The sequence below is a fragment of the Francisella sp. AG1 genome, assembly GCF_057683165.1.
This window is the reverse complement of sequence record NZ_CM173135.1, coordinates 1413213-1434828: the sequence shown is the minus strand read 5'-3', so window position 1 is coordinate 1434828 and position 21616 is coordinate 1413213. Positions and strand designations below refer to the sequence as shown.

The following is a 21616-nucleotide window of genomic DNA, read 5'->3' as shown; positions in this document are numbered from 1 at the left end:
TTATTTCATGAACGAATTCAAATATAGTTAATCTGATAATATTGTGCTAAAGACGTGAGTAATAGCATCAGATAAATTATCAAAAGAATTATTTACTTTTCTTAAAATTCTTTTAAAATTGGCCCAAATTTTTTCTATAGGATTTAAATCAGGAGAATAAGCAGGAAGGTATAGTATCTGTATATCAAACTTCTCTGCTATTTTAGCCAATTTAGGAGACTTATGAAAACTAGCATTATCCATAACAACAGTAGTCTTTGGAATTAACTCAGGACATAAATGCTCTTCAAACCACTGATTAAGAATTTGAGTATCTGTATATCCAGTATACTCTAGCGGTGCTATAATCTTCTTTTCTAAATAGTTATAACCAGCAACTATACTTTTTCTCTGAGTTTGATAAGCAATAACTTCACCATAGCTAGGTTTACCAACAAGAGACCATCCTCTTAGTACAGACTGTTTATTATCCATACCCATTTCATCTAAATATACAAGTTTGTTAGGTTCAATAGTCTCAACAACCTCTATAAAACTTTGCCTATCTTGTTCTTTTCTTTGCTTATATTTAGGTGTCTTTTTTTAAAACTAAAACCAAGTCTGGTAAGACAATCATAAAATGTGCTTCTAGGTATTTCAGGAGCTAATGCTTCTCTAATATCTAAAGCCATTGCATCTGGATATGTTCTTAAGTAGCTTTCTATCGCTTCCTTATCTGTAAAGGTTGCTACTCTACCGCAACCCAAGCCTTGCTTAGATTTATAATCACCAGTTGTCTCGTATAAGTTTATCCAAGATCTAGTAGTACGGATATCTATATTAAAAAAATTACTTAGCTCTTTGTCTGTTAGGCCTTCTTTATATTTAGTTATTACGATATCTCTGAAATCTTGGCTATATGATGACATTTTTTCTAAATATTATAACATTATTGTCAAATAACTATCGGATTAACTATAACTCTGGTTCAGATTATTTAGCCGATTCAGATAATTCAAGTTTAGGCGGTCAAGATGACCTAGTAAGTGATATAACTACAGGTATTAATGCAATATTTATAGCTATTGATTTAGCAAATATTGGTATAGCATATGTTGAATCTGAAGACCAAGGAATTACTGAGTTAAGTAATATAATAAGGGGTATTAGTGCTATTTGTGTAGTAGTTAAGGGAGGGCTTAAGTTTAATAATTTTGATTCTAAAGATGAGATCCAAAAGTTTAATACTATTTTATTAATTGGTTACTACGTTTCTAATATAGTTGCAATGCTGATGGTCTTTAGTTCAGATAAGAGTATGAAAGCTATTTATGCCTTTTATAGGACTGCTATGTCTATAACGTTGACAATTGTAATACCAATGAATTCTAGTCTTTTTAATAAAGGAAAGGTAGATGAAGCTAGTGTATTACTTTCAATACAAACCGGTTTAGGCGTAATTAGTCGTGCTATGGGAGCTTACAATGCTGAGCGTGAAGAAAATAATAAAGAAGGAGTTGCTGGTTTAGGTATAGCTCAGGCAGCAATCTCTTTTGTTATTGATTGTATCAATTTCATACCCGCTAATTCTGTAGTTGAAGCCATAGATGCTAGTATACCTCTTTCTTTACAATCAAGCAGTGTTGAAAATTTCGATGCCTAAAGGTTTCTAATTTTTTCTAAAAATCCATCAATTATTCTTAATATCTAATTTTTTACGATTTGATATTCTTTTTGACTTCTGTTTTTTAGAATATAAAAAATGTATATGTCGCGATGGATTATTACATTAACCGGTTCTGTTATTAACAGTTTAGCCATGTATTATTTCTTTTAAAGCATTTGTTGTTTAAGATATTGTAACAAGTACTAATTTTAAGAGGCATGTGATATTAGTTATGGTACTGTTGCAACTATTGACGGTACTGTCGCAAACTGACAATCGTATAATATTATCAGATTAACTATATTTAGTTATTACGATATCTCTGAAATCTTGGCTATATGATGACATTTTTTTTAAATATTATAACATTATTGTCAAATAACTATCGGATTAACTATAACTAAATTACAATATTTATATGTTAGATTTTACAGATAGACACTTTACAAAAATTCTAATTCTCCAAGCTCTTCGTTGGTATTTATCATATCCATTAAGCTACAGGCATATAGAAGAGTTAATGAAAGAGCGTGGGATTAGTGTAGATCATAGTAGCATCAATCGTTGGGTTATCAAATATGCTAAAGAGTTAGAAGTTACTTTCAGTAAAAGTTTAGGAAATATGGTGCTTATGTAAGTTGGAAGATGGATGAAACTTACGTAAAGCATAAAGGTGAATGGGTATATTTATATAGAGCATTAGACAGGGATGGAGATTCTTTAGAGTTTATGCTATCTACTAAAAAAGATGAAAAGGCAGCTCGTAAATTCTTCAAGAAAACCATTGGAAAACATGGCTTACCAGAGAAAGTTAAGGTAGGTAAGTCTGATGCTAATGAAGCTGCTTTGCTGAGTATTAATATCTTTATGTTTTTGCTTGAGATATGGTTAACTTATGGCATAGAGATAAGGTAAAATAAGTATCTCAATAATTTGATAGAGCAGGATCATAGAAATATAAAGATATTGATTCGACCCATACTAGGGTTTAAATCATAGGATTCTATGGAATCTACTATAGCAGGTTACGAGTTGGTTAACATGATTAAAAAAGGTCAGCACATTAATGCTACTAAGATGACTGTTTGGGATCAGTTTTATGCTATAGCTGCATAAGTGTATCTAGAAATAGCTGATTGCGGAAATATTGTATGCATTAGATAAGTTTGCGACAGAACCCTTTGGACAGCTACACATCATAATATTCCTTTGCTATTATCAAGGCAACTATTAGATAATATAATTTCATATGAATTTTCTTTTATGAAAATTTTACTAAATTAGTATAAAATATCACTCATGAAATGACTTATCCACTTATTCTTTTTAATGAATCCAAAAGATTTTTTTTCTCTAGATATTAATAATTTAGATAAAGTACAATTAAAAACTAATATAGATCAATTAACCAATTATTTAAATCATCAAAGCTATCTTTATCATACCTTAGATAAGCCTATTATTACTGATTCTGATTATGATCAACTCTTTAAACTACTCGAAGATTTAACCAGTAGTAATCCAGAATTCAAACCTAAAAATTCAGTTTTAGATAGGGTTGGTGGTGAAATTTTAGAAGGTTTTGAAACAGTAAAACATAAGAAAAAAATGACTTCTTTAGCTAATGTTTTTAACCTTGATGAACTAAGAGATTTCTATGAAAAGATTGAATATGATATCGATCTTGAATGTGAGCCAAAAATGGATGGTTTAGCTATTAGTATTTTTTATAAAAATGGTGAATTTGATTATGCTGTAACCAGAGGTGATGGTGTTCAGGGAGAAAAGGTCTCAAAGAATGTTAAGACTATTAGAAATATACCTTTAAAATTAAATACGAAAAATCCTCCAGATGAGCTTGAGGTTCGCGGTGAGATTATACTTGATAAGAAGAGTTTCTTAGCACTTAATGAATACATGCAAGAAAATGGTAAGAAAACTTTTGCAAATCCTCGTAATGCTGCTGCTGGTAGCATTAGAATGTTAGATTCAAAAGTTGTAGCGAAAAGGCCTTTAAAATTATATTCATATGGTATTGGTTATTATTCCCAAGATTTTATAAACCCCAAGTCTCAATTTGAATTAATGAGTTCCCTTAAAGAATTTGGCTTTACTATTAGTGATAATATGTTCTTAGCTAAAAGCTTTGAAGATGTGGAGAAATATCACAATAAAATGAGTCATCAACGTGCTGATTTATCTTATGATATTGACGGTTTAGTTTTTAAGGTTAATAACATTAAGCTGCAGGAAACTATAGGATATACAGCTAGAGGACCTAAATGGGCTATAGCATATAAATTTCCAGCTGAAGAAGTTGAGTCAGAAGTCTTAAATATAGAATTTCAAGTAGGTAGAACTGGAGCCATCACTCCTGTTGCTAGGCTTAAACCAGTAGCGGTAGGAGGTGTTATAGTATCAAATGCAACTCTGCATAATATTAATGAAATTACACGCAAAGATATTCGTGGCGGTGATAGGGTGATAATTAGAAGGGCAGGCGATGTGATTCCAGAAGTTGTCAAAAGCTTACCTAAATATCGTAAAAATGATGCCAAACCTGTTCAGATGCCATTAAATTGTCCAGTATGTGATTCAGCTATTGAAAATATTAATAGTCAAGCCATACATCGTTGTATAGGAGGTTGGCATTGCCAAGCACAGACTACAGAGAGGCTTAAGCATTATGTTTCACGTAAAGCTATGGATATTGACAAGTTAGGCGCAAAGTTAATTGAACAATTAGTTGAAGCAAAATTAATTAAGTATCCAGCAGATATTTATAGGTTAAGTTTTGAACAATTAATCAGCCTTGAGAGAATGGGTGAAAAATCTTCACAAAATGTTTTAGATTCAATTATCAAAAGCAAAAAACCTACACTAGCAAAGTTTATATTTTCAATAGGTATACGTGATATTGGAGAAGTATCATCAGAATCGTTAGCTAATTATTTTGGTAGCTTAGATAGCTTTCGTCAAGCTAGTTTTGAAGAGCTTGTCAAGATTAATGATATTGGTGAAGTTATGGCAAACAATATTATCTTATTTTGGCAAGATCAATTAAATATTAAAATAGTGGAAGATATATTAAATATTGGTGTTGATATAAGTAATCCTGAAAAAGTAGAGCATATTTTTAATTCTAATTTTGCTAATAAAACCTTAGTTATTACAGGTACATTTGAAAATTATAATCGTACAGAACTTTCTCAGCTTTTAAAGTTGATGGGGGCAAAAATTACGGCGAGTGTTTCCAAGAAAACAGATATGGTTATTTGTGGTGATAATGCCGGTAGCAAATTAATCAAAGCACAAGCATTTGGAATTAAAATTATTCAAGAAGCAGATTTAAAACTTTTATTATGAAGATTCTAACAGCTAGAGAAGAAGATTTTGATGAACTGATAGATGTTTGGGAAGATTCTGTCAGGGCGACTCATGGTTTTTTGGCAGAAAGTGATATTTATGAGCTTAGGAAATTAATTAGACAAGAGTATTTTTACTTAGAAGATCTTTATATAGAGGTTGTTAAAGATAAGAAGGATAAAGTATTAGGGTTTTTAGGCACATCTAGAGGCAATATAGAAATGCTTTTTATACAGTCTAAAAGCTTTGGTAAAAAAATTGGGACAAAGCTCTTAGAACATGCAATATTATATAGAAAATGTACAAAGGTTGAGGTTAATGAACAGAATTCTGGTGCTTTAAAATTTTATCAAAAGCATGGCTTTAGAGTAGTTGGGTATTCAGAGCTAGATCATCAAGGTAATGCTTTTCCAATTTTATATTTGGAGCTAAGAAGTGCTTAAAGAAGGAGATGTAATTTTTATATCTGATAAGGTTGAAAAAAACATTTCAGGTTTATCTATGGGGTTCGGTGGTTTTAGCTATTATCATTGTGCTTTATATATTGGCTTTGGTCAAATTATAGAAGCCGTAACGGTAGCAGGAGTTATACAAAGCTCTTTAAGCAAATATCATGACAAAAAAATACTTATTGGTAGGGCTAAGGAATCTTCTATTTTTTTAGCCAAGGTAGTAAGTAAAGCAAAAGAGTTTATTGGTTTTAGCTACAATAATCTTTTTTTGCCAGATATTAAAAATAAACTATATTGTTCTGAATTAATTCATGAGGCTTTTAAAAAAGTATCAGGAAGAGATTTTTTTAGGCAGCATAAGTTAAATTATATATCGCCATATGATTTATCAGTTTCTCAGTATTGGATTAATTTTTATGAAAGCTATGGGTTAAAAGTTCCTCAAGGACAAATTGGATCTCATCCAAATAATTTATCTTTAGATGATAGATTTGAAGAGAGATTTTTTTTAAATAAAAGTTGAAAAAGGTGTATAAATACTATATTTTAACGTATGATATTAAATATGAATTTGTTTGAAAGTAGGGGTGGTAATGGATATAAGAAAAGCAATACATCAGGATCATAGAGCCATGTTATCTATATGGTCGGAGTATATATCTAAGACCTGTTTTTTCCTTACAACAGCTGAGATAAAAAGATTAGAAAAAGTATTTAAAGATAAATATCTAGTTGATCCTGAAATTGAATGTTTTGTTCAGTTTGCTGATGCTGAAATCCTTAGTTTTGCGTGTATAAAAGGTAAAGAGCTTTTCTTTTCTCCACTTGATCCAAGATTGTTTGGTAAGGGTTTTGATGAGAGAATGCTAGAGTATTTATTTAGGGAACAAGGAATTAACACAACTTATGTATATTGTTCTGATATGCATTCATTAGCTTTTTATAGTGGATTGGGTTTTGTTATTGAAGATAAGCTTGAAGATATTTTTTTTGATAACCCTTACAAGATCAATAAATTAAAATTATCAATGGAGCCAAAAGAGGCTGCAGATATACTCGCTACTAAAAATCAAGGCGCTTAACTTTCTTAAGTAAGCAATAATAAAATCCATCACCTTTATCTTCAGATGGTAATATTTGGTATCCATAATTTATTTTATATTGATCTAGGATTTTAATATCAGTAAGTTCAGCATTTTTATTAATATTTAAAAAAGATTCTATTTGTGTCTGATTTTCCTGTTCCAAAATTGAGCATGTTACATATAGGAGATAACCACCTTCTTCAAGATTATTATCCCATAATTGTTGTAATATTTGAGATTGTGTTATTTTTATTGATTTTATATTTTCTAGAGTTCTAACAACTTTTATATCAGGATTCTTTTTTATAGTCCCTATAGCAGAGCAAGGAGCATCTAATATTATTTTATTAAAAGTCCCATTAAGTGGTTTTGTTAGGTCATGCTTAATAATATTAACTTTATTTTTTGGAGCTACTCTAATTATACTTTCTTTAAGTAAATTTATGCGCTTATCCAAAATATCTACGGCATGGATATCTATGCTAGGGTTGATTTCAACTAAGTGTGTAGTTTTACCACCAGGAGCTGCACATGCATCTAATATTTTATCATTAGTTTGAGGGTTTATAATCCAGCCAGTGTATTGAGCAGAGATATCTTGAACACTAAAATAGCCATCTTTGAATAATGTATCATTTTTTATATCAATTGGTTGGTGAAGTTTTATACAGTTAGATAGTTCAGTTAATGAATATTGAACTTGTTTTTCCTTAAGGTGGTTAATTACTTTGTCAGGATCTTTAGCCTGATTAAGGCGGATAAACATATCTGTCTTATGATTCATAGCTTTAATAACTTCTAAAAAGTTATTTGGGTATTGTTTTTTTAATTCACTAATAAGCCATTCAGGCATTTCAAATTCTTTATATTTAGTATATTGCTTATTAATAGATTCTATATTTCTAAGAATTTTCCTTAAAACACCATTTACAAATTTAGTTGCCCAAGTTATTTTTAAGCTTTTACAAGCTGATACAGTCTCATTTATACAGGCATAATTAGGCTGATTTATCTCAAGTATTTGTAAAATACCTAACATGATTAATATTTTAGCCTCTAATTTTGTCGTGTTTGAGATATGTAAGGTAGTTATTTTTTCTAAAGAAAAAAAGTTTCTAAAAAATTCGTAACACAAAAGTTTAACAAAAGATTTATCAGGACCAGATAAATTCTGGTTAGAAATTTTATTTTCTAAAGTTAATAGTGAATATTTTTTTCTAAGAATATCTAAAATTGCTTTGGCTGCTATAGCTCTTGTATTCATTATTTAAGATGTTTTGCTAAAAGTTTAGTAAGTTTTGGTTGTATCTTTTTATTGCCTGCAATAATTAGTCCGGTTTCGAGATTATTAGTGCCATGAGCATCAGTAACGATTGCACCAGCCTCTTTCATTATGATGTATCCGGCTGCTAAATCCCATATTTTGACTTCGCCACAAGCCCATAAACCATCTATGTATCCAGCAGCCAAGTAAGCCATATCCATTGCTATGCTACCAGAATATCTATACCCAGATATAGTTTGCAATAGCTTTATGGTTTCAGCAACATAACTATCATTAAATATTTTACGTGAGTACTTTAATGATGATGCAGAAATTAGTGTGTCATTTAAGTTTTGACTCTGAGCGACTCTTATTTTTTTACCATTAAGAAGAGCGCCTTCACCTTTATAGGCACAAAACATTAAATCTAAGAATGGGTTGTAGATTACTCCTAAAACAATAGCATCATCTTTTTTTACCGCAATAGAAATACAGCAATGAGGTAATCCGTGTACAAAATTATTTGTTCCATCTATTGGGTCAATAATCCAAGTAAATCTACTATTTTTATCGCCGAATTCACCGCTTTCTTCAGTTATGAAATAATCATTAAATCCAGATTTTTTGATATTATCTACAATAAAATTTTCAACAGCAACATCTATATTTGAGACAGTAGAATTATCAGCTTTTTTAGAAATTATGATTGAAGAGGTGTCATTTTGAGCTTGCAGTATTATTTTGCCTGCTTTTCTTGCAATAGTAGTAACAACATTTAGAATAGGTTTCATAGTGAGATTTTATTTAGTAATTATATTTTTAGATATGATACATTATTTAGCATTAAAATAGGATAGTTTTGAGTGAATAAGCTCTTAGATTATGTTAGTTATTGTATAAGTGATAGTTATCCCACCGAAGAATAGCCATGCAAAAAGAATTAGAGCTAATACTAAAGGTTTAATTCCTGCTTGAACAAATTTGGAGATATGAGTTTCAAGCCCAAGAGCTGTCATTGCCATAACTAAAAGAAATTGATCAGCTATTCTAATGTGGTTAACAGTAGTGATTGGTAAGAGATCTAATGAGTTAAAGCCAGCTACAATAATAAACCCAATAGCAAACCAAGGGATAATTCTTTTAATTGAACCTACTCCAGCTATAGTAGACTTAGCTAACCAAATACCAATAATTATAAGCATTGGAGCTAACATCATTACACGAATCATTTTAACTGTTACAGCAACCTCTTCAGCATGAGCACTTACACCACTACCAGCAGCGACTACTTGAGCAACTTCGTGTATAGAGCCTCCAGCAAAGATGCCGTATTGTGTATCATTTAGATGTCCTAAGAGACCTGCTTTCATTAAAACGGGATATAAAAACATGGCAGTAGTGCCAAATAATACCACAGTACCAACAGCCATAGCAGCTTTATATGGTTCTGATTTTAGTGTTCCTTCAGTTGCTAAAACAGCAGCAGCACCACATACAGCACTCCCAGCTGCAACCAGTATAGCGCTATCTCTATCTAGCCCAAAAAATCTTGTCCCTATAAAAATACCAATAACTAATGTTGAAACTAACATTATTATAGATACAAATAGGCCTGCTAAGCCTACAGATGCTATAAGCTGGAAGGTTAAATTAAAACCATAAAAAATAATTGCAAATCGTAGTATTTTTTTTGCACTAAATATAACACCTTCTTTACACTTGCTTATGATTTTTTTTGCTGGCGTATGTGTTAGCGCCATTCCTAAAACTATTCCTATTATAAGAGGACTAATTCCTAGGTTTTCTATAATAGGAATCTTAGCAATGAAATATGATGCTATTGCAAGTATAGCTACTAAGAGAACTCCAAAGACTATACTTTGATTAAAATAATTTTTCATATAATGATCTAATATTTAGTTGATAGTTTTGGGTAAATATACATTAATACTATTTTGGTTTATAGCAAAAAGAATTTATATGCCTTATTAGAAAAACTAATATAATAAAAATTAAATATCTTCTTTTTTCTCTCTTGAAAAAATAACAGCAAGAAGGACAAGAATAAAAGAGATGATATAAAATATTACAACAGAGTGAATCACACTTATTAAGCCAAAATACTTGTTAATAAATGCACCAGTAGTAGTTGATAAAGCAGTACCAGTTGTTCCAAACAGAAGTATTGTAGTAATAAGGGTTGGTGGAGCAGGTTCTATTTGGAAAGTCCCATAAGCTAGTAATCCTGCATAGATGTAGCAGTTGAATAAACCAAATACAATAGCTGCTTTTAACACAATGTTTATATCAGGTACATAGGCTATGCAAGAAAGAGCTGCTAGGCTGACTAACATAAAAGTGGGTAAAATATATTTTAATGGGATTACTCTTGTTATGAGGGGGCTAATGAATAAACCAACACATTGAGCCATCCAGAAAAAAGATAATACTTTATTTGCATCAATAATATTCCAACCTAATATTTCTTGAAAATATGTTTGAGCATAACTTGTCATCGTTAGTTGAGCTAGTAGAAATAAGAAAGCTCCAAAGGCTATACAAAAGAGACTTAAATTCCAACCTTTAAAAACTGATTTAGTTTTATTGATTGTTGAATTAACGGTTTTATTTTTTCCTACACCAGAAAAGTTTGTGAATATTGTAAGAATAAGAATAATAGCTGCTGTGATTTGTAAGAGTGTATAGATAGTATACCATTGGTAATGCTGAGTTAATAAATAAGCTGCAAATATTGGTATTAATGCACCGCCAAAGCTAAAGAAAAAATCAGTAAAGATAAAGTTCATAGCTCTAATTTTATGGTGATTATAGATGTTTATAATAAGGTAACTAGCTAGAGCCATGAAGAGACCACCTGTAATGCCTACACAAGTTAACAATATTTTTAAAGTTAGCATTGATGGGTGGTAATTGGCTATTAATGCTGAAATTATTCCTATAATAACTGCAGATATTAATAATAGTTTTATGGAGAATTTGCTCATTAAAAAACCAATAATAAATATAGCAAACCACATTGCGACATTAATAAAAGTAAAGGCAAAACCTATGTTTTTATCACCAAAATATTCTGCTAGGTTACTCATCACTGCCCCTGTAACTAGGACGACATTCGCGGTATAAAAATAGCAGAGATAGCAAATTAAAGTTATTAATAGTTTATTTTTTAGCGATATTGTATTATGTAGTGTACTTTCCATTATTATTCCGTACAAAGGGTGATATCAAGTCAGTATTTTTGCATAAGCTGCTGTTTTTAGCAAGGACGTTGTTTGTTATTTTATTAAAGAGATTAGTTTGGAAGTTTATTTAAGTTTATGGAGTTTTCAAAAATTATTTGGAAAGATGCTACACCTAAATCAGAAGTTTTTGGCGATTTTTATTTTTCTAGTGATGCTGCGATTGATGAGAGTGCTTATAATTTTTTGGATCACAATTTACTACCAGATAGGTTTGCAACTATACTGAGAGATCAGAAATTTTATATTTGTGAAACTGGTTTTGGTAGTGGTCTTAATTTTATTTTGGCTATGAATTTATGGAACTTTTATGCCAGAGAAGGTGCGGTCTTAGAGTTCATATCTTTTGAAAAATATCCTTTGAGTAGAGATGATTTGAGGATTGTATTGCATAGTATTACAGGGTTAGTAGGGTATGAAGATTTATTAGATATATATAGTCCTATAAAAGGGGTTAATAATTATCAATTTGGAAATATAACACTCAAGCTCATTGTTGATGATATTTGTAATATAGTTAATCCGATAGTTATTTGACAATAATGTTATAATATTTAGAAAAAATGTCATCATATAGCCAAGATTTCAGAGATATCGTAATAACTAAATATAAAGAAGGCCTAACAGACAAAGAGCTAAGTAATTTTTTTAATATAGATATCCGTACTACTAGATCTTGGATAAACTTATACGAGACAACTGGTGATTATAAATCTAAGCAAGGCTTGGGTTGCGGTAGAGTAGCAACCTTTACAGATAAGGAAGCGATAGAAAGCTACTTAAGAACATATCCAGATGCAATGGCTTTAGATATTAGAGAAGCATTAGCTCCTGAAATACCTAGAAGCACATTTTATGATTGTCTTACCAGACTTGGTTTTAGTTTTTAAAAAAGACACCTAAATATAAGCAAAGAAAAGAACAAGATAGGCAAAGTTTTATAGAGGTTGTTGAGACTATTGAACCTAACAAACTTGTATATTTAGATGAAATGGGTATGGATAATAAACAGTCTGTACTAAGAGGATGGTCTCTTGTTGGTAAACCTAGCTATGGTGAAGTTATTGCTTATCAAACTCAGAGAAAAAGTATAGTTGCTGGTTATAACTATTTAGAAAAGAAGATTATAGCACCGCTAGAGTATACTGGATATACAGATACTCAAATTTTTAATCAGTGGTTTGAAAAGCATTTATGTCCTGAGTTAATTCCAAAGACTACTGTTGTTATGGATAATGCTAGTTTTCATAAGTCTCCTAAATTGGCTAAAATAGCAGAGAAGTTTGATATACAGATACTATACCTTCCTGCTTATTCTCCTGATTTAAATCCTATAGAAAAAATTTGGGCCAATTTTAAAAGAATTTTAAGAAAAGTAAATAATTCTTTTGATAATTTATCTGATGCTATTACTCACGTCTTTAGCACAATATTATCAGATTAACTATATTAAAGCTTATTCTTTGCCAAAAATAGATGCTTGGTTTTTTGATGGCTTTGCACCAACAAAAAATAGTTCAATGTGGTCTAATAATCTATTTAATCAAATATCACAGTTTTCTGGAGTGGGTACGACTTTCGCAACCTTTACAGCAAGTTCTAAAGTTAGAAAGAATTTACAAAATAATGGGTTTGTAGTTAAAAAAGACGTAGGATTTGGTAAAAAAAGAGAAATGATGTTTGGATTTTTTAAAGGTTAGCTAGCTCTGGAATGTGTTTTACAGCATTAAAAGTACTGAATTCATATTTAGCTATATTATTTAAATAATAAGGATCATTTTTTATGAATTCTTTGATTTTTTTTATGTCTCCAACAGCTAGTATTACCCCACCAGCATTTGTGGATTTTGGACCAGAAGCTAAAAATATGCTTTTAGCATAGCCTTTATCTAAAAATTCTCTATGGCAAGGTCTAATCTTGTCAACATCACTTGCTTCAACTATATAGTGTAAATTAATGATATGAATTTGCATAGTTTTGCTCCTAATATTTAGAAACCTTTTAAGAGAGTATTCAAAAGGCTTTAGATTTATTCTTAAGTAAAAAACTAGATTTTTTTGAAAATAACAGATCCGTTTGTGCCACCAAAACCAAAAGAGTTGTTTAGAACATAGTCAATTTTCATTTTCTTAGCAGCATTGGCAGCGTAATCTAGATTGCAACCTTCATCTAAGTTTTCTAAATTGATAGTTGGTGGGGCTATTTGATCTTGGATAGCTAAGACACTAAAAATTGATTCAATAGCGCCTGCAGCACCTAATAGATGACCAGTCATTGATTTGGTTGAGCTCATTACTAGATCTTTTCTATACTGACCAATTACCTTCTCAATAACTTGTGACTCTTGGACATCTCCTAAAGGTGTTGAAGTTCCGTGAGCATTAACATAATCGATAGCATCTGGGTTATTCTTAAGTCCTGCATCATCCAAAGCATTCATAACACATCTTTCTTGACCAGGGGCATATGGCATAGTCATATGATACCCGTCTGCAGACATACCAAAACCGACAACTTCAGCATAGATCTTGGCCCCACGTGATTTAGCTTTTTCATATTCTTCTAGAACAATAACACCAGAGCCATCACCTAGTACAAAGCCATCTCTATCTTTATCCCAAGGTCGCGATGCTCCTTGTGGATTATCATTACGTGTAGATAGCGCTCTAGCAGCAGCAAAACCACCCATACCAATCGCATTACTAGCTTTTTCTGAGCCACCAGCAAGCATTACATCAGCATCACCACTAGCAATTAACCTAGCAGCCATGCCAATATTATGGGTACCCGTAGTACAAGCAGTAACTATTGGTACATTTGGACCACGTAAACCATGATTTATAGAGATGATGCCAGAAAGCATGTTGACAATTGAAGATGGAATACAAAAGGGTGATATTTTGGACGGTCCTTTCTTGTCTATTATAGCTTTAGTTGTTTCCAAAGTTTCAATTCCACCAATACCTGAGCTAACAGCTACTCCAAACTTATAGGATTCTTCTTCGGATACTTTATCTATACCTGCATCTTTAAGAGCCTCGTTAGCAGCTGCCATACCATAGTAGCAAAAAGGATCAACTCTTTTAGCATCTTTTCTGCCTACAAGCGTATTTACATCAAAATTTTTGATTCTAGCTGCAAACCTAACTTTAAACTCGCTAATATCAGGTGCAGGAGTATCAAAACCATCAATTGTAGACACACCACTTTTACCTGCTAAGATATTAGCCCAGGTCGTAGGGACATCGTTTCCTAAAGGTGTTACCATGCCAAGTCCAGTAACAACTACTCTACGATTAGATTTCATAATTTAAATTAACCTGTTGTATATTTCTTTAGAAAAAGTATAGGTAATATTTGACCTATACTGACTTGAGATTAATTTGGATTAGTTTACTTTAGAATCGATATAGTCGTAAACATCTTTAACAGTTCTGATTTTCTCAGCATCTTCATCTGGGATTTCAGTATCAAATTCTTCTTCTAGAGCCATAACTAATTCAACTGTATCTAATGAGTCAGCTCCTAGATCATCAATAAATGAAGCTTCTGGGTTAAGATCTTCTTCTTTAACACCTAATTGCTCAACAATAATAGAGTTTACTTTAGCGTATACTTCGTTTGCACTCATTTTTTTTCCTTCTTATTTTTGTTTTGAAAAATTAAAAATTTTTATTCATGTCCAATAATATTATTTTTTATTCTTTTTTGCAATAATTTTGCAAAATTTAAGCCATATACATGCCACCATTGACATGTAATGTCTGGCCGGTGATATATCTAGCCTCTTCTGAGGCTAAAAAAGCAACTGTTGCAGCGATATCTTTTGGCTGCCCCATTTGACCGGATGGTATTTTAGCAGAGATGAATGATTTTTGTTCATCAGTTAGCTTATCAGTCATGTCAGTTGCAATAAAACCTGGAGCTACTACATTTACTGTTATATTACGGCTGGCTACTTCATAAGCCAAGGATTTAGAAAAACCAATTACACCCGCTTTAGCAGCACAATAGTTAGATTGGCCAGGGTTTCCTGCAGAAGCAACTACTGATCCTATTGAAATTATTCTTCCCCATCTTTTCTTCATCATTCCACGTATACATTCTTTTGTCATTCTGAAAATGGAACTAAGATTTGTATTAATTACAGCTTCCCACTCCTCTTCTGACATTCTCATCATTAAATTATCGCGAGTAATGCCTGCATTATTAATCAAAATATCAATAGTTAGTTTTTCTACTTTTATAGTCGCAAAAAAATCTTTAATACTTTTGGTATCTGAGATGTTTAATACCATTCCTTTGGCTTTTAAGCCTTTTTCAGCCATAGCATTTTCAAACTTATTCGCTGAATTTTGGGTTGTTGCAGTGCCTATTATTATAGCTCCTTGGCTTGCTAGTGTATGAGCAATCTCAAAACCAATACCTCGACTAGCTCCTGTTACTAAAACAATTTTTTCATTTAAAGACATTCTATATTCTCCTTTTAGATATTTTCTAAGCTATCTATTGTATTTGTGTCTTTGATAGTTAACGATTTATCGATTCTCTTTATTAGTCCACAAAGTACTTTGCTTGGGCCACATTCTATGATTTCTTGAACATCTTTGCTGGCTAGCTCTTGTACTGACTGAGTCCAAAGTACTGGCTTATATAATTGTTTGATAATCGCTGATTTAATGTCGCTTGGGTTATTATGGGATTTTGCATCAAAATTTTGTACTACTGCAGTTGTTGGGTTTTTGAACTCTATTTTATTTAATTCAGATTCAAACTTATCTGCAGCACTTTTCATTAGGGAGCAATGTGATGGTACACTAACAGCTAAAATCTGGGCCCTTTTAGCGCCTTTCTCTTTAGCAATAATATTTGCTTTTTCTACCGCATGCTTTTCACCTGAAATAACAACCTGTCCCGTTGAATTAAAGTTTGCTGCTTCAACAATTCCTGCTTCAGATGCTTCTTTACAGCAAGTGATGACATCTTCATTTGATAGACCTAAAATAGCGCTCATCGCACAGTCTTTATCAGTCACGGCATTTTGCATTAGTTTACCTCTTGTGGTAACAAGCTGTAAAGCGTCTTTATAAGAGATACATTCGGCTGCTAAAAGAGCTGTATACTCACCTAAGCTATGACCAGCAAAATAGCTTATACTCAACTCAGGTTTTTGTTCTTTTAAGACTTTAAAAATAGCAAAACTTGTGGCTAATAAGACAGGTTGCGTATACTCTGTTTTGTTTAGTGTGTCTGGGTCATTTTGGATTATATTCCATAAGTCATAGCCAAGATACTCTTTTGCTTCATCCATTGTATTTCTAAAAGTTTCAAAGCTTTCATAATAGTCCTGAAGCATTCCTTGTTTTTGAGATCCCTGCCCAGGGAAAACTATAGCTATTTTTGGCATAACTACTCTCCTATTTTAGTATTTTTATAAGTTATTTTTAATAATTACATTTTTGCAATAAATCCACCCCAAACAAATCCAGCACCAAAAGCTTCAGATATGATTGTGTCTCCAGGTTTGATCATTTTACTTTTAACAGCGTGATCAAGAGCAAGGGGAATGGATGCTGCAGATGTGTTGCCATGTTCTTTAAGGGTTGTAACCACTTTTGACATTGGCATTTTTATTTTATTAGCAGTAGAGTTTAGGATTCTATAATTCGCTTGATGCGGAACTAGCCAATCGATTTCTTCTGCTGTTATTTTGGCATCATTAATTAGATCTTTGGCTAAGGATGCTAGCCTTGACACTGCGAATTTAAATACTTTATTGCCTTCCATAATTAAGTATGGGTCTATGTCAATAATTTGTCCGCGAGAGCTGGGTAAATTATTTGGGACATTAAGAACGTCTAAGCATGATCCATCAGTATAAAGCAATGATGATAAGATTTTTTTCTCTTTGCTTCTTGATAATACAACAGCACCAGCGCCATCTCCGAAAAGAACGCAGGTTGACCTATCATTCCAATCAAGTACACGTGTCATTTTCTCAGCGCCAATTACTAGGATGTTTTCACATAATCCAGTTTCAATATATTGCTTGGCAATATCCAAAGCATATACAAAACCGCTACAAGCAGCCGATATATCAAAACATCTAACACCAAAGTTTTCAATTTTCAGATTGGTTTGAACAGTCGATGCTGTAGATGGCATGATATAGTCTGCTGTGCTAGTAGCAACTATTATTGCATCAATAGATTGTGTATCTATGTTAGCTGCTTTGATAGCATCTTTAGCTGCTTCTGTAGCCATGTAGCTAGTAGTTTCAGTTTCATTAGCGCAATGACGTTTCTCAATTCCGACTCTTTGTCTGATCCATTCATCAGAAGTGTCTACAAATTTGCTTATATCTTCATTTGTTAAGATTTTTTCAGGTAAATAGCTTCCTGTGCCTAGTATTTGTGCAAACATTATATAGTTATACCTATTTTATTTAGATTAACAACAATAAGACTCATAAGGCTCATGTAATGAGCTTAAGGCTTGAAATTATTGTATCATGAATGAAAAAGATTAAAGAACTTTTTCTAGGGATTCTTGAATTGTTTTTGGGATATTGTATTTAATTTCTTTTATAGCTTCATAAATAGCAGTTTCAAAGGCGTTGGCGCTAGCTCCACCATGGCTTTTGACTACAATACCAGTTAGACCTAAGAGTGATGCTCCATTGAAGCTATCAAGATTCATACCTTTCTTCATGCGTCTAAATATTGGTAGCGCCATGATGGTTGGTAATTTCATTAGCCATGAGCCTTCTTTTACTGATTTTTTAATGAGGGACTCGATAAGTCTAAGTGTACCTTCCATTGTTTTTAAAGATACATTACCAACAAAGCCATCACACACAATTACATCGGTGCTATCATCAAAAAGATATTTTCCTTCAATATAACCATTGTAATTAATAAATTCGCAGCCTTGCAATAGCTTGGCTGCATTTTTAATATTATCTAGCCCTTTCATTTCTTCTTCACCAATATTGAGCAAAGAAACTCTAGGTTCTGCAACACCTTTTGAACTAGATGCTAAAATTGATCCCATTATTGCAAATTGGAAGAGCTGTTCTGATGAGCATACTACGTTTGCACCTAAGTCTAACATGTATGTTTTACTAAGCTGTTTAGTATCTCTATTAAAGGCTGGTAAAGCATAGACTATAGCTGGACGATCTACACCGTTAACAGTTTTAAGAACAAACTTTGATGTAGCCATTAATGCACCAGTGTTGCCAGCACTTACGCAGGCATCAACAAAATTATCTTTAACAAGATTTATAGCTACTCGCATAGAAGAATCTTTTTTCTTTCTAACAGCATTAGAAGGAGATTCGTCCATTGCTACAGTTTCGCTAGCATGGTGGATGGCTATTCTTTGTAATGTTGGTAATTTTATTTTTTTTACTTTTGAATATCTGTCTAAAGCTCTTTTGACTTTATGATGATCTCCAACTAACACAATTTGCAAGTTGGGGTCTTTCTTTACTGCTTCAAGAGATGCAGGGATGGTGGTATTTAAACCATGGTCTCCGCCCATTGCATCTATAGATATTTTGTAACCCATAATAGATAAAATTTCCTGTATTGCTAATTATCTTTTGCCTACCAATAAATGCTTACTAATAAACTAATTTAAAAGTGTTATAAATGATATTAGTCTTCGGATTTAGTTTCTACTACTTTTTTACCTTTATAAAAACCATTTGGTGATACGTGATGTCTCAGATGTAATTCACCAGTTGATTTATCAGTTGATAGTGTAGGAGCTGTTAAAGAATCGTGAGATCTTCTCATATCTCTTTTTGATCTGCTTTTTTTAACCTGTTGTACAGCCATTTTAAATAACCTCTTATATATTTCGTTTTTATTTGTAAATTTATGCTATTTGAGAGTTTTAAGAATCTCAAAAGGATTCTTTTTTTCTTCTGTAACATTTTCATGCTCGCTATAGTATGAATCTTTTTTTGTTTTTTTACAAGTCTTAGTGTCTTTTTTTGGTACTAAAGGTAGGTCTAGTAGTATTTCTTCCTTTATGATGTCAACTAAATCAATGATAGCATCGTGGCAGATAAATGGTTCAAATTGAGAGTTTCCAGCTAAGCGATCATCTTCCACTAAAATAATAGTATTAGTAACATTGAATACATGCTCAAAAATTTCTAGAGAATTTTGGCAAATAAGTTTTAGTTTTGCGGTTATAGTATACTTAATGCATGTATGATTTTTTTCTTCAAAGAATGAAAAATCACAAATAAATTCATGCTTTTCATTGCTAATTACTTCGCAAAAGCTTTGTGGTTTTTCAATAGTTACCACATATGAGACCAATTCTCTTTTTTGTTTAGCATAATTATTGTGGTTTATTAAGCTATTATTCTTCATTTTCTAGATAATTTTTGTAAGGCTTTTAAAAGGTATTGTATATCGATTTCTTGTTTTATCAAAGTCACTAATGTATTATTGCTCTAAATTATGTTTACTAATGTTAAATGTCTGTATTTAAAGGATCAAATATAATGTCTTTACCGATTTCTCAAGAATTTTCCAATGCGATAAGATTTCTATCTATTGATGCAACACTAAAAGCTAAATCTGGCCACCCTGGAATGCCTATGGGTATGGCAGATATTGCGACTGTACTCTGGACGAAATTTTTAAAACACAATCCCGAGAATCCTAACTGGATAAATCGTGATCGATTTGTAGTATCAAACGGCCATGGTTCTATGCTTTTATATTCTTTGCTTCATCTAAGCGGTTACGACTTATCGATTGAGGATATTAAAAATTTTAGGCAGCTTCATTCAAAAACTCCTGGCCATCCTGAATATGGTTATACGCCAGGTGTTGAAACTACAACTGGCCCGCTGGGTCAAGGTTTGGCTAATGCTGTAGGTATGGCTCTTGGTGAAAAGCTTTTATCAAGTAAATACAATATTGAAGGATCTAAGATTATTGATCATCACACCTATACGTTTTTGGGAGATGGTTGTCTTATGGAAGGTATCTCGCATGAGGCTTGTTCATTGGCAGGCACACTTGGACTAGGAAAGTTAGTTGCTTTTTGGGATGATAATAGTATTTCAATTGATGGTGATACAAAAGGGTGGTTTACTGATAATACAGTTGAACGCTTCAAGTCATATGGGTGGCATGTGATAGAAAATGTCGATGGCCATGATGCTTATGCTATTGAGCAGGCTATATTGCAAGCTCAAGATGAGAAATTAAAACCGACGTTAATATGTTGTAAAACAGTGATTGGTTTTGGCTCTCCTGAAAAAGCAGGGACAGCATCTGTGCATGGCTCACCACTATCTAATGAAGAGAGAGAATCTGCAGCAAAACAACTAAACTGGGATTATGACGCTTTTGAAATTCCTGATGATATTTATAAGTTTTGGGATGCGCGTGAAAAAGGTAAAGCATTAGAGTCAAATTGGCAGAAGCTATGGAGTGACTCTAAAAAATCACCAAAACATAGTGAGCTAGCAAGGGTGTTAGCAAAAGAATTACCAGAGACTCTAAATTCTGAAATAAAAAAATATATTGATGAACAGCTTAAGAACCCGTCTAAAGTAGCTACACGTAAAGCATCACAAATGGCTCTTGAGGTCATTTGTAGCCATGTACCAGAAATGTTTGGTGGATCAGCAGATCTAACAGGTTCAAATAATACGAACTGGTCTGGTTCTGTTTGGTTGAATAATACTCAGTCTCAAGCAAATTATTTATCATATGGTGTACGTGAGTTTGGTATGGCAGCTATTATGAATGGATTAAGCTTGTACGGAGGAGTTAAGCCTTATGGAGGTACATTCTTGGTGTTTAGTGATTATTCACGTAATGCTATTAGAATGTCTGCACTTATGAAGCAACCGGTTGTTCATGTAATGAGTCATGATTCTATTGGATTAGGTGAAGATGGTCCTACCCACCAACCAGTAGAGCATATTCCGAGTCTAAGATTAATTCCAAATCTTAACGTATGGCGTCCAGCTGATACTATTGAGACGATGGTAGCATGGCAACATGCTATTGAATCTAAAGAAACTCCTGCTGTGATGGTTTTAACACGCCAAGGGTTAGAACCATGTGTTGATAGTACTGAAAAAGCAAATAATATTATTAAAGGTGGTTACCTAGTTGTTGAGCATAAAAATGCTAGCTTTACTATAGTAGCAACAGGCTCAGAAGTTGAGCTTGCTATAAAAACAGCTAACGAGTTTGCTAAAAAAGGTATTAAAATAAATGTAGCATCAATACCATGTGTAGAGATTTTTGATGTACAGTCTAAAGAGTATAAAGAGTCTGTAATTAGAAGTGATATTCCAGCATTGTTTGTGGAATTAGCTCAACCTGATATGTGGTATAAATATATGCCCAAAGCAGGTGGAGAAGTTAAAGGAATGGTTACATTTGGTGAGTCAGCACCGATTGCTGATTTGATGAAACACTTTGGTTTTACAGTAGAAGAATTAACTAATATCGTAAATAAATATACAAGTGAAAATCTTAAACAAATAGGAGAATAA

General features: G+C 32.4%; 23 protein-coding genes and 1 pseudogene. 10 read left to right on the top strand and 14 right to left on the bottom strand.

Going from position 1 to position 21616, the window contains the following annotated elements; translation table 11 throughout:
* Nucleotides 1-27: 27 nt before the first annotated feature.
* Nucleotides 28-908, bottom strand: a protein-coding gene (locus tag ACR0PV_RS07430) for an IS630 family transposase (RefSeq protein WP_488172178.1) whose coding sequence is annotated in 2 segments (ribosomal slippage) — nt 28-584 and nt 584-908 — 882 coding nt in all. Because the reading frame shifts where the segments join, the coding sequence is not laid out codon by codon here.
* On the opposite strand from ACR0PV_RS07430, the gene ACR0PV_RS07425 reads away from it, so the two are divergent.
* The 6 genes and pseudogenes from ACR0PV_RS07425 to ACR0PV_RS07400 all read left to right on the top strand — a co-directional run bounded on the left by ACR0PV_RS07425 (nt 899) and on the right by ACR0PV_RS07400 (nt 6545).
* The gene (locus ACR0PV_RS07425) at nt 899-1642 is read left to right on the top strand and encodes a hypothetical protein (RefSeq protein WP_488172486.1); all 744 of its coding nucleotides are present in this window, start codon (nt 899-901) and stop codon (nt 1640-1642) included. The two genes, ACR0PV_RS07430 and ACR0PV_RS07425, sit on opposite strands and share 10 nt — an antisense overlap.
* Before the next feature lie 421 nt (nt 1643-2063).
* Nucleotides 2064-2761 (top strand): annotated as a pseudogene (locus ACR0PV_RS07420) (IS6 family transposase).
* A 213-nt stretch (nt 2762-2974) separates the two neighbouring features.
* Complete coding sequence (ligA, locus tag ACR0PV_RS07415; RefSeq protein WP_488172485.1) at nt 2975-5011, top strand: NAD-dependent DNA ligase LigA; 2037 nt, start codon at nt 2975-2977, stop codon at nt 5009-5011.
* Entirely contained in the window at nt 5008-5454 is a 447-nt protein-coding gene (locus ACR0PV_RS07410; RefSeq protein WP_488172484.1) for a GNAT family N-acetyltransferase, read from the top strand. The genes ligA and ACR0PV_RS07410 overlap by 4 nt, the downstream gene beginning before the upstream one ends.
* A complete protein-coding gene (locus ACR0PV_RS07405; RefSeq protein ID WP_488172483.1) occupies nt 5447-5986 on the top strand; it encodes a YiiX/YebB-like N1pC/P60 family cysteine hydrolase in 540 nt (179 codons plus the stop codon). The genes ACR0PV_RS07410 and ACR0PV_RS07405 overlap by 8 nt, the downstream gene beginning before the upstream one ends.
* Before the next feature lie 70 nt (nt 5987-6056).
* A complete protein-coding gene (locus tag ACR0PV_RS07400) occupies nt 6057-6545 on the top strand; it encodes an N-acetyltransferase family protein (protein ID WP_488172482.1) in 489 nt (162 codons plus the stop codon).
* On the opposite strand, the gene rsmB is transcribed toward ACR0PV_RS07400, so the two are convergent.
* From rsmB to tsgA, 4 genes are all read right to left on the bottom strand, one after another.
* Entirely contained in the window at nt 6526-7812 is a 1287-nt protein-coding gene (gene rsmB, locus ACR0PV_RS07395; RefSeq protein WP_488172481.1) for a 16S rRNA (cytosine(967)-C(5))-methyltransferase RsmB, read from the bottom strand. The two genes, ACR0PV_RS07400 and rsmB, sit on opposite strands and share 20 nt — an antisense overlap.
* Nucleotides 7812-8603: an inositol monophosphatase family protein gene (locus ACR0PV_RS07390; RefSeq protein ID WP_488172480.1), complete on the bottom strand. Its 792-nt coding sequence runs from the start codon at nt 8601-8603 to the stop codon at nt 7812-7814. The genes rsmB and ACR0PV_RS07390 overlap by 1 nt, the downstream gene beginning before the upstream one ends.
* 84 nt (nt 8604-8687) lie before the next feature.
* Nucleotides 8688-9713 carry a YeiH family protein gene (locus tag ACR0PV_RS07385; protein ID WP_488172479.1) on the bottom strand — a complete coding sequence of 342 codons (1026 nt, stop codon included), beginning with the start codon at nt 9711-9713 and terminating at the stop codon, nt 8688-8690.
* 111 nt (nt 9714-9824) lie between these two features.
* Nucleotides 9825-11033 (bottom strand): MFS transporter TsgA, encoded by a 1209-nt coding sequence (tsgA, locus tag ACR0PV_RS07380; RefSeq protein WP_488172478.1) that lies wholly within the window; start codon nt 11031-11033, stop codon nt 9825-9827.
* Between the two features lie 117 nt (nt 11034-11150).
* Between tsgA and ACR0PV_RS07375 the strand changes: the two genes are divergently transcribed.
* From ACR0PV_RS07375 to ACR0PV_RS07365, 3 genes are all read left to right on the top strand, one after another.
* Nucleotides 11151-11609 (top strand): hypothetical protein, encoded by a 459-nt coding sequence (locus ACR0PV_RS07375; protein ID WP_488172477.1) that lies wholly within the window; start codon nt 11151-11153, stop codon nt 11607-11609.
* A gap of 26 nt (nt 11610-11635) precedes the next feature.
* Nucleotides 11636-12516, top strand: a protein-coding gene (locus tag ACR0PV_RS07370; RefSeq protein WP_488172344.1) for an IS630 family transposase whose coding sequence is annotated in 2 segments (ribosomal slippage) — nt 11636-11960 and nt 11960-12516 — 882 coding nt in all. Because the reading frame shifts where the segments join, the coding sequence is not laid out codon by codon here.
* Nucleotides 12476-12772 (top strand): MnmC family methyltransferase, encoded by a 297-nt coding sequence (locus tag ACR0PV_RS07365; RefSeq protein WP_488172476.1) that lies wholly within the window; start codon nt 12476-12478, stop codon nt 12770-12772. Before ACR0PV_RS07370 ends, ACR0PV_RS07365 begins: the two co-directional genes overlap by 41 nt.
* Here the strand turns inward: ACR0PV_RS07365 and ACR0PV_RS07360 are convergent.
* The 9 genes from ACR0PV_RS07360 to ACR0PV_RS07320 form a co-directional block, all read right to left on the bottom strand.
* On the bottom strand, nt 12762-13046 hold the full coding sequence (locus ACR0PV_RS07360; protein WP_488172475.1) for a YciI family protein: 285 nt from the start codon (nt 13044-13046) through the stop codon (nt 12762-12764). The two genes, ACR0PV_RS07365 and ACR0PV_RS07360, sit on opposite strands and share 11 nt — an antisense overlap.
* A gap of 74 nt (nt 13047-13120) precedes the next feature.
* Nucleotides 13121-14380 (bottom strand): beta-ketoacyl-ACP synthase II, encoded by a 1260-nt coding sequence (gene fabF, locus ACR0PV_RS07355; RefSeq protein ID WP_488172474.1) that lies wholly within the window; start codon nt 14378-14380, stop codon nt 13121-13123.
* 81 nt (nt 14381-14461) lie between these two features.
* A complete protein-coding gene (gene acpP / locus ACR0PV_RS07350) occupies nt 14462-14704 on the bottom strand; it encodes an acyl carrier protein (RefSeq protein WP_488172473.1) in 243 nt (80 codons plus the stop codon).
* A 97-nt stretch (nt 14705-14801) separates the two neighbouring features.
* Nucleotides 14802-15545 (bottom strand): 3-oxoacyl-ACP reductase FabG, encoded by a 744-nt coding sequence (gene fabG / locus ACR0PV_RS07345; protein WP_488172472.1) that lies wholly within the window; start codon nt 15543-15545, stop codon nt 14802-14804.
* A 14-nt stretch (nt 15546-15559) separates the two neighbouring features.
* Nucleotides 15560-16480, bottom strand: a complete 921-nt coding sequence (fabD, locus tag ACR0PV_RS07340) for an ACP S-malonyltransferase (RefSeq protein WP_488172471.1) — start codon at nt 16478-16480, stop codon at nt 15560-15562.
* 44 nt (nt 16481-16524) lie between these two features.
* The gene (locus ACR0PV_RS07335) at nt 16525-17496 is read right to left on the bottom strand and encodes a beta-ketoacyl-ACP synthase III (RefSeq protein WP_488172470.1); all 972 of its coding nucleotides are present in this window, start codon (nt 17494-17496) and stop codon (nt 16525-16527) included.
* A gap of 102 nt (nt 17497-17598) precedes the next feature.
* A complete protein-coding gene (gene plsX / locus ACR0PV_RS07330; RefSeq protein ID WP_488172469.1) occupies nt 17599-18645 on the bottom strand; it encodes a phosphate acyltransferase PlsX in 1047 nt (348 codons plus the stop codon).
* Nucleotides 18646-18734: 89 nt separating this feature from the next.
* Nucleotides 18735-18917, bottom strand: coding sequence for a 50S ribosomal protein L32 (gene rpmF, locus ACR0PV_RS07325; protein WP_040010453.1), 183 nt, complete (start codon nt 18915-18917; stop codon nt 18735-18737).
* 45 nt (nt 18918-18962) lie between these two features.
* Nucleotides 18963-19463, bottom strand: coding sequence for a YceD family protein (locus tag ACR0PV_RS07320; RefSeq protein WP_488172468.1), 501 nt, complete (start codon nt 19461-19463; stop codon nt 18963-18965).
* A gap of 134 nt (nt 19464-19597) precedes the next feature.
* Between ACR0PV_RS07320 and tkt the strand changes: the two genes are divergently transcribed.
* Entirely contained in the window at nt 19598-21616 is a 2019-nt protein-coding gene (gene tkt / locus ACR0PV_RS07315) for a transketolase (protein WP_488173982.1), read from the top strand.

What these genes read in the sequence shown, in the direction of transcription:
- ACR0PV_RS07425 (WP_488172486.1), top strand. Translation starts at nt 899, where the DNA reads ATGATGACATTTTTTCTAAATATTATAACATTATTGTCAAATAACTAT.
- ligA (WP_488172485.1), top strand. Translation starts at nt 2,975, where the DNA reads ATGAATCCAAAAGATTTTTTTTCTCTAGATATTAATAATTTAGATAAA.
- ACR0PV_RS07410 (WP_488172484.1), top strand. Translation starts at nt 5,008, where the DNA reads ATGAAGATTCTAACAGCTAGAGAAGAAGATTTTGATGAACTGATAGAT.
- ACR0PV_RS07400 (WP_488172482.1), top strand. Translation starts at nt 6,057, where the DNA reads ATGGATATAAGAAAAGCAATACATCAGGATCATAGAGCCATGTTATCT.
- rsmB (WP_488172481.1), bottom strand. Translation starts at nt 7,812, where the DNA reads ATGAATACAAGAGCTATAGCAGCCAAAGCAATTTTAGATATTCTTAGA.
- ACR0PV_RS07390 (WP_488172480.1), bottom strand. Translation starts at nt 8,603, where the DNA reads ATGAAACCTATTCTAAATGTTGTTACTACTATTGCAAGAAAAGCAGGC.
- ACR0PV_RS07385 (WP_488172479.1), bottom strand. Translation starts at nt 9,713, where the DNA reads ATGAAAAATTATTTTAATCAAAGTATAGTCTTTGGAGTTCTCTTAGTA.
- tsgA (WP_488172478.1), bottom strand. Translation starts at nt 11,033, where the DNA reads ATGGAAAGTACACTACATAATACAATATCGCTAAAAAATAAACTATTA.
- ACR0PV_RS07375 (WP_488172477.1), top strand. Translation starts at nt 11,151, where the DNA reads ATGGAGTTTTCAAAAATTATTTGGAAAGATGCTACACCTAAATCAGAA.
- ACR0PV_RS07365 (WP_488172476.1), top strand. Translation starts at nt 12,476, where the DNA reads ATGCTATTACTCACGTCTTTAGCACAATATTATCAGATTAACTATATT.
- ACR0PV_RS07360 (WP_488172475.1), bottom strand. Translation starts at nt 13,046, where the DNA reads ATGCAAATTCATATCATTAATTTACACTATATAGTTGAAGCAAGTGAT.
- fabF (WP_488172474.1), bottom strand. Translation starts at nt 14,380, where the DNA reads ATGAAATCTAATCGTAGAGTAGTTGTTACTGGACTTGGCATGGTAACA.
- acpP (WP_488172473.1), bottom strand. Translation starts at nt 14,704, where the DNA reads ATGAGTGCAAACGAAGTATACGCTAAAGTAAACTCTATTATTGTTGAG.
- fabG (WP_488172472.1), bottom strand. Translation starts at nt 15,545, where the DNA reads ATGTCTTTAAATGAAAAAATTGTTTTAGTAACAGGAGCTAGTCGAGGT.
- fabD (WP_488172471.1), bottom strand. Translation starts at nt 16,480, where the DNA reads ATGCCAAAAATAGCTATAGTTTTCCCTGGGCAGGGATCTCAAAAACAA.
- ACR0PV_RS07335 (WP_488172470.1), bottom strand. Translation starts at nt 17,496, where the DNA reads ATGTTTGCACAAATACTAGGCACAGGAAGCTATTTACCTGAAAAAATC.
- plsX (WP_488172469.1), bottom strand. Translation starts at nt 18,645, where the DNA reads ATGGGTTACAAAATATCTATAGATGCAATGGGCGGAGACCATGGTTTA.
- rpmF (WP_040010453.1), bottom strand. Translation starts at nt 18,917, where the DNA reads ATGGCTGTACAACAGGTTAAAAAAAGCAGATCAAAAAGAGATATGAGA.
- ACR0PV_RS07320 (WP_488172468.1), bottom strand. Translation starts at nt 19,463, where the DNA reads ATGAAGAATAATAGCTTAATAAACCACAATAATTATGCTAAACAAAAA.
- tkt (WP_488173982.1), top strand. Translation starts at nt 19,598, where the DNA reads ATGTCTTTACCGATTTCTCAAGAATTTTCCAATGCGATAAGATTTCTA.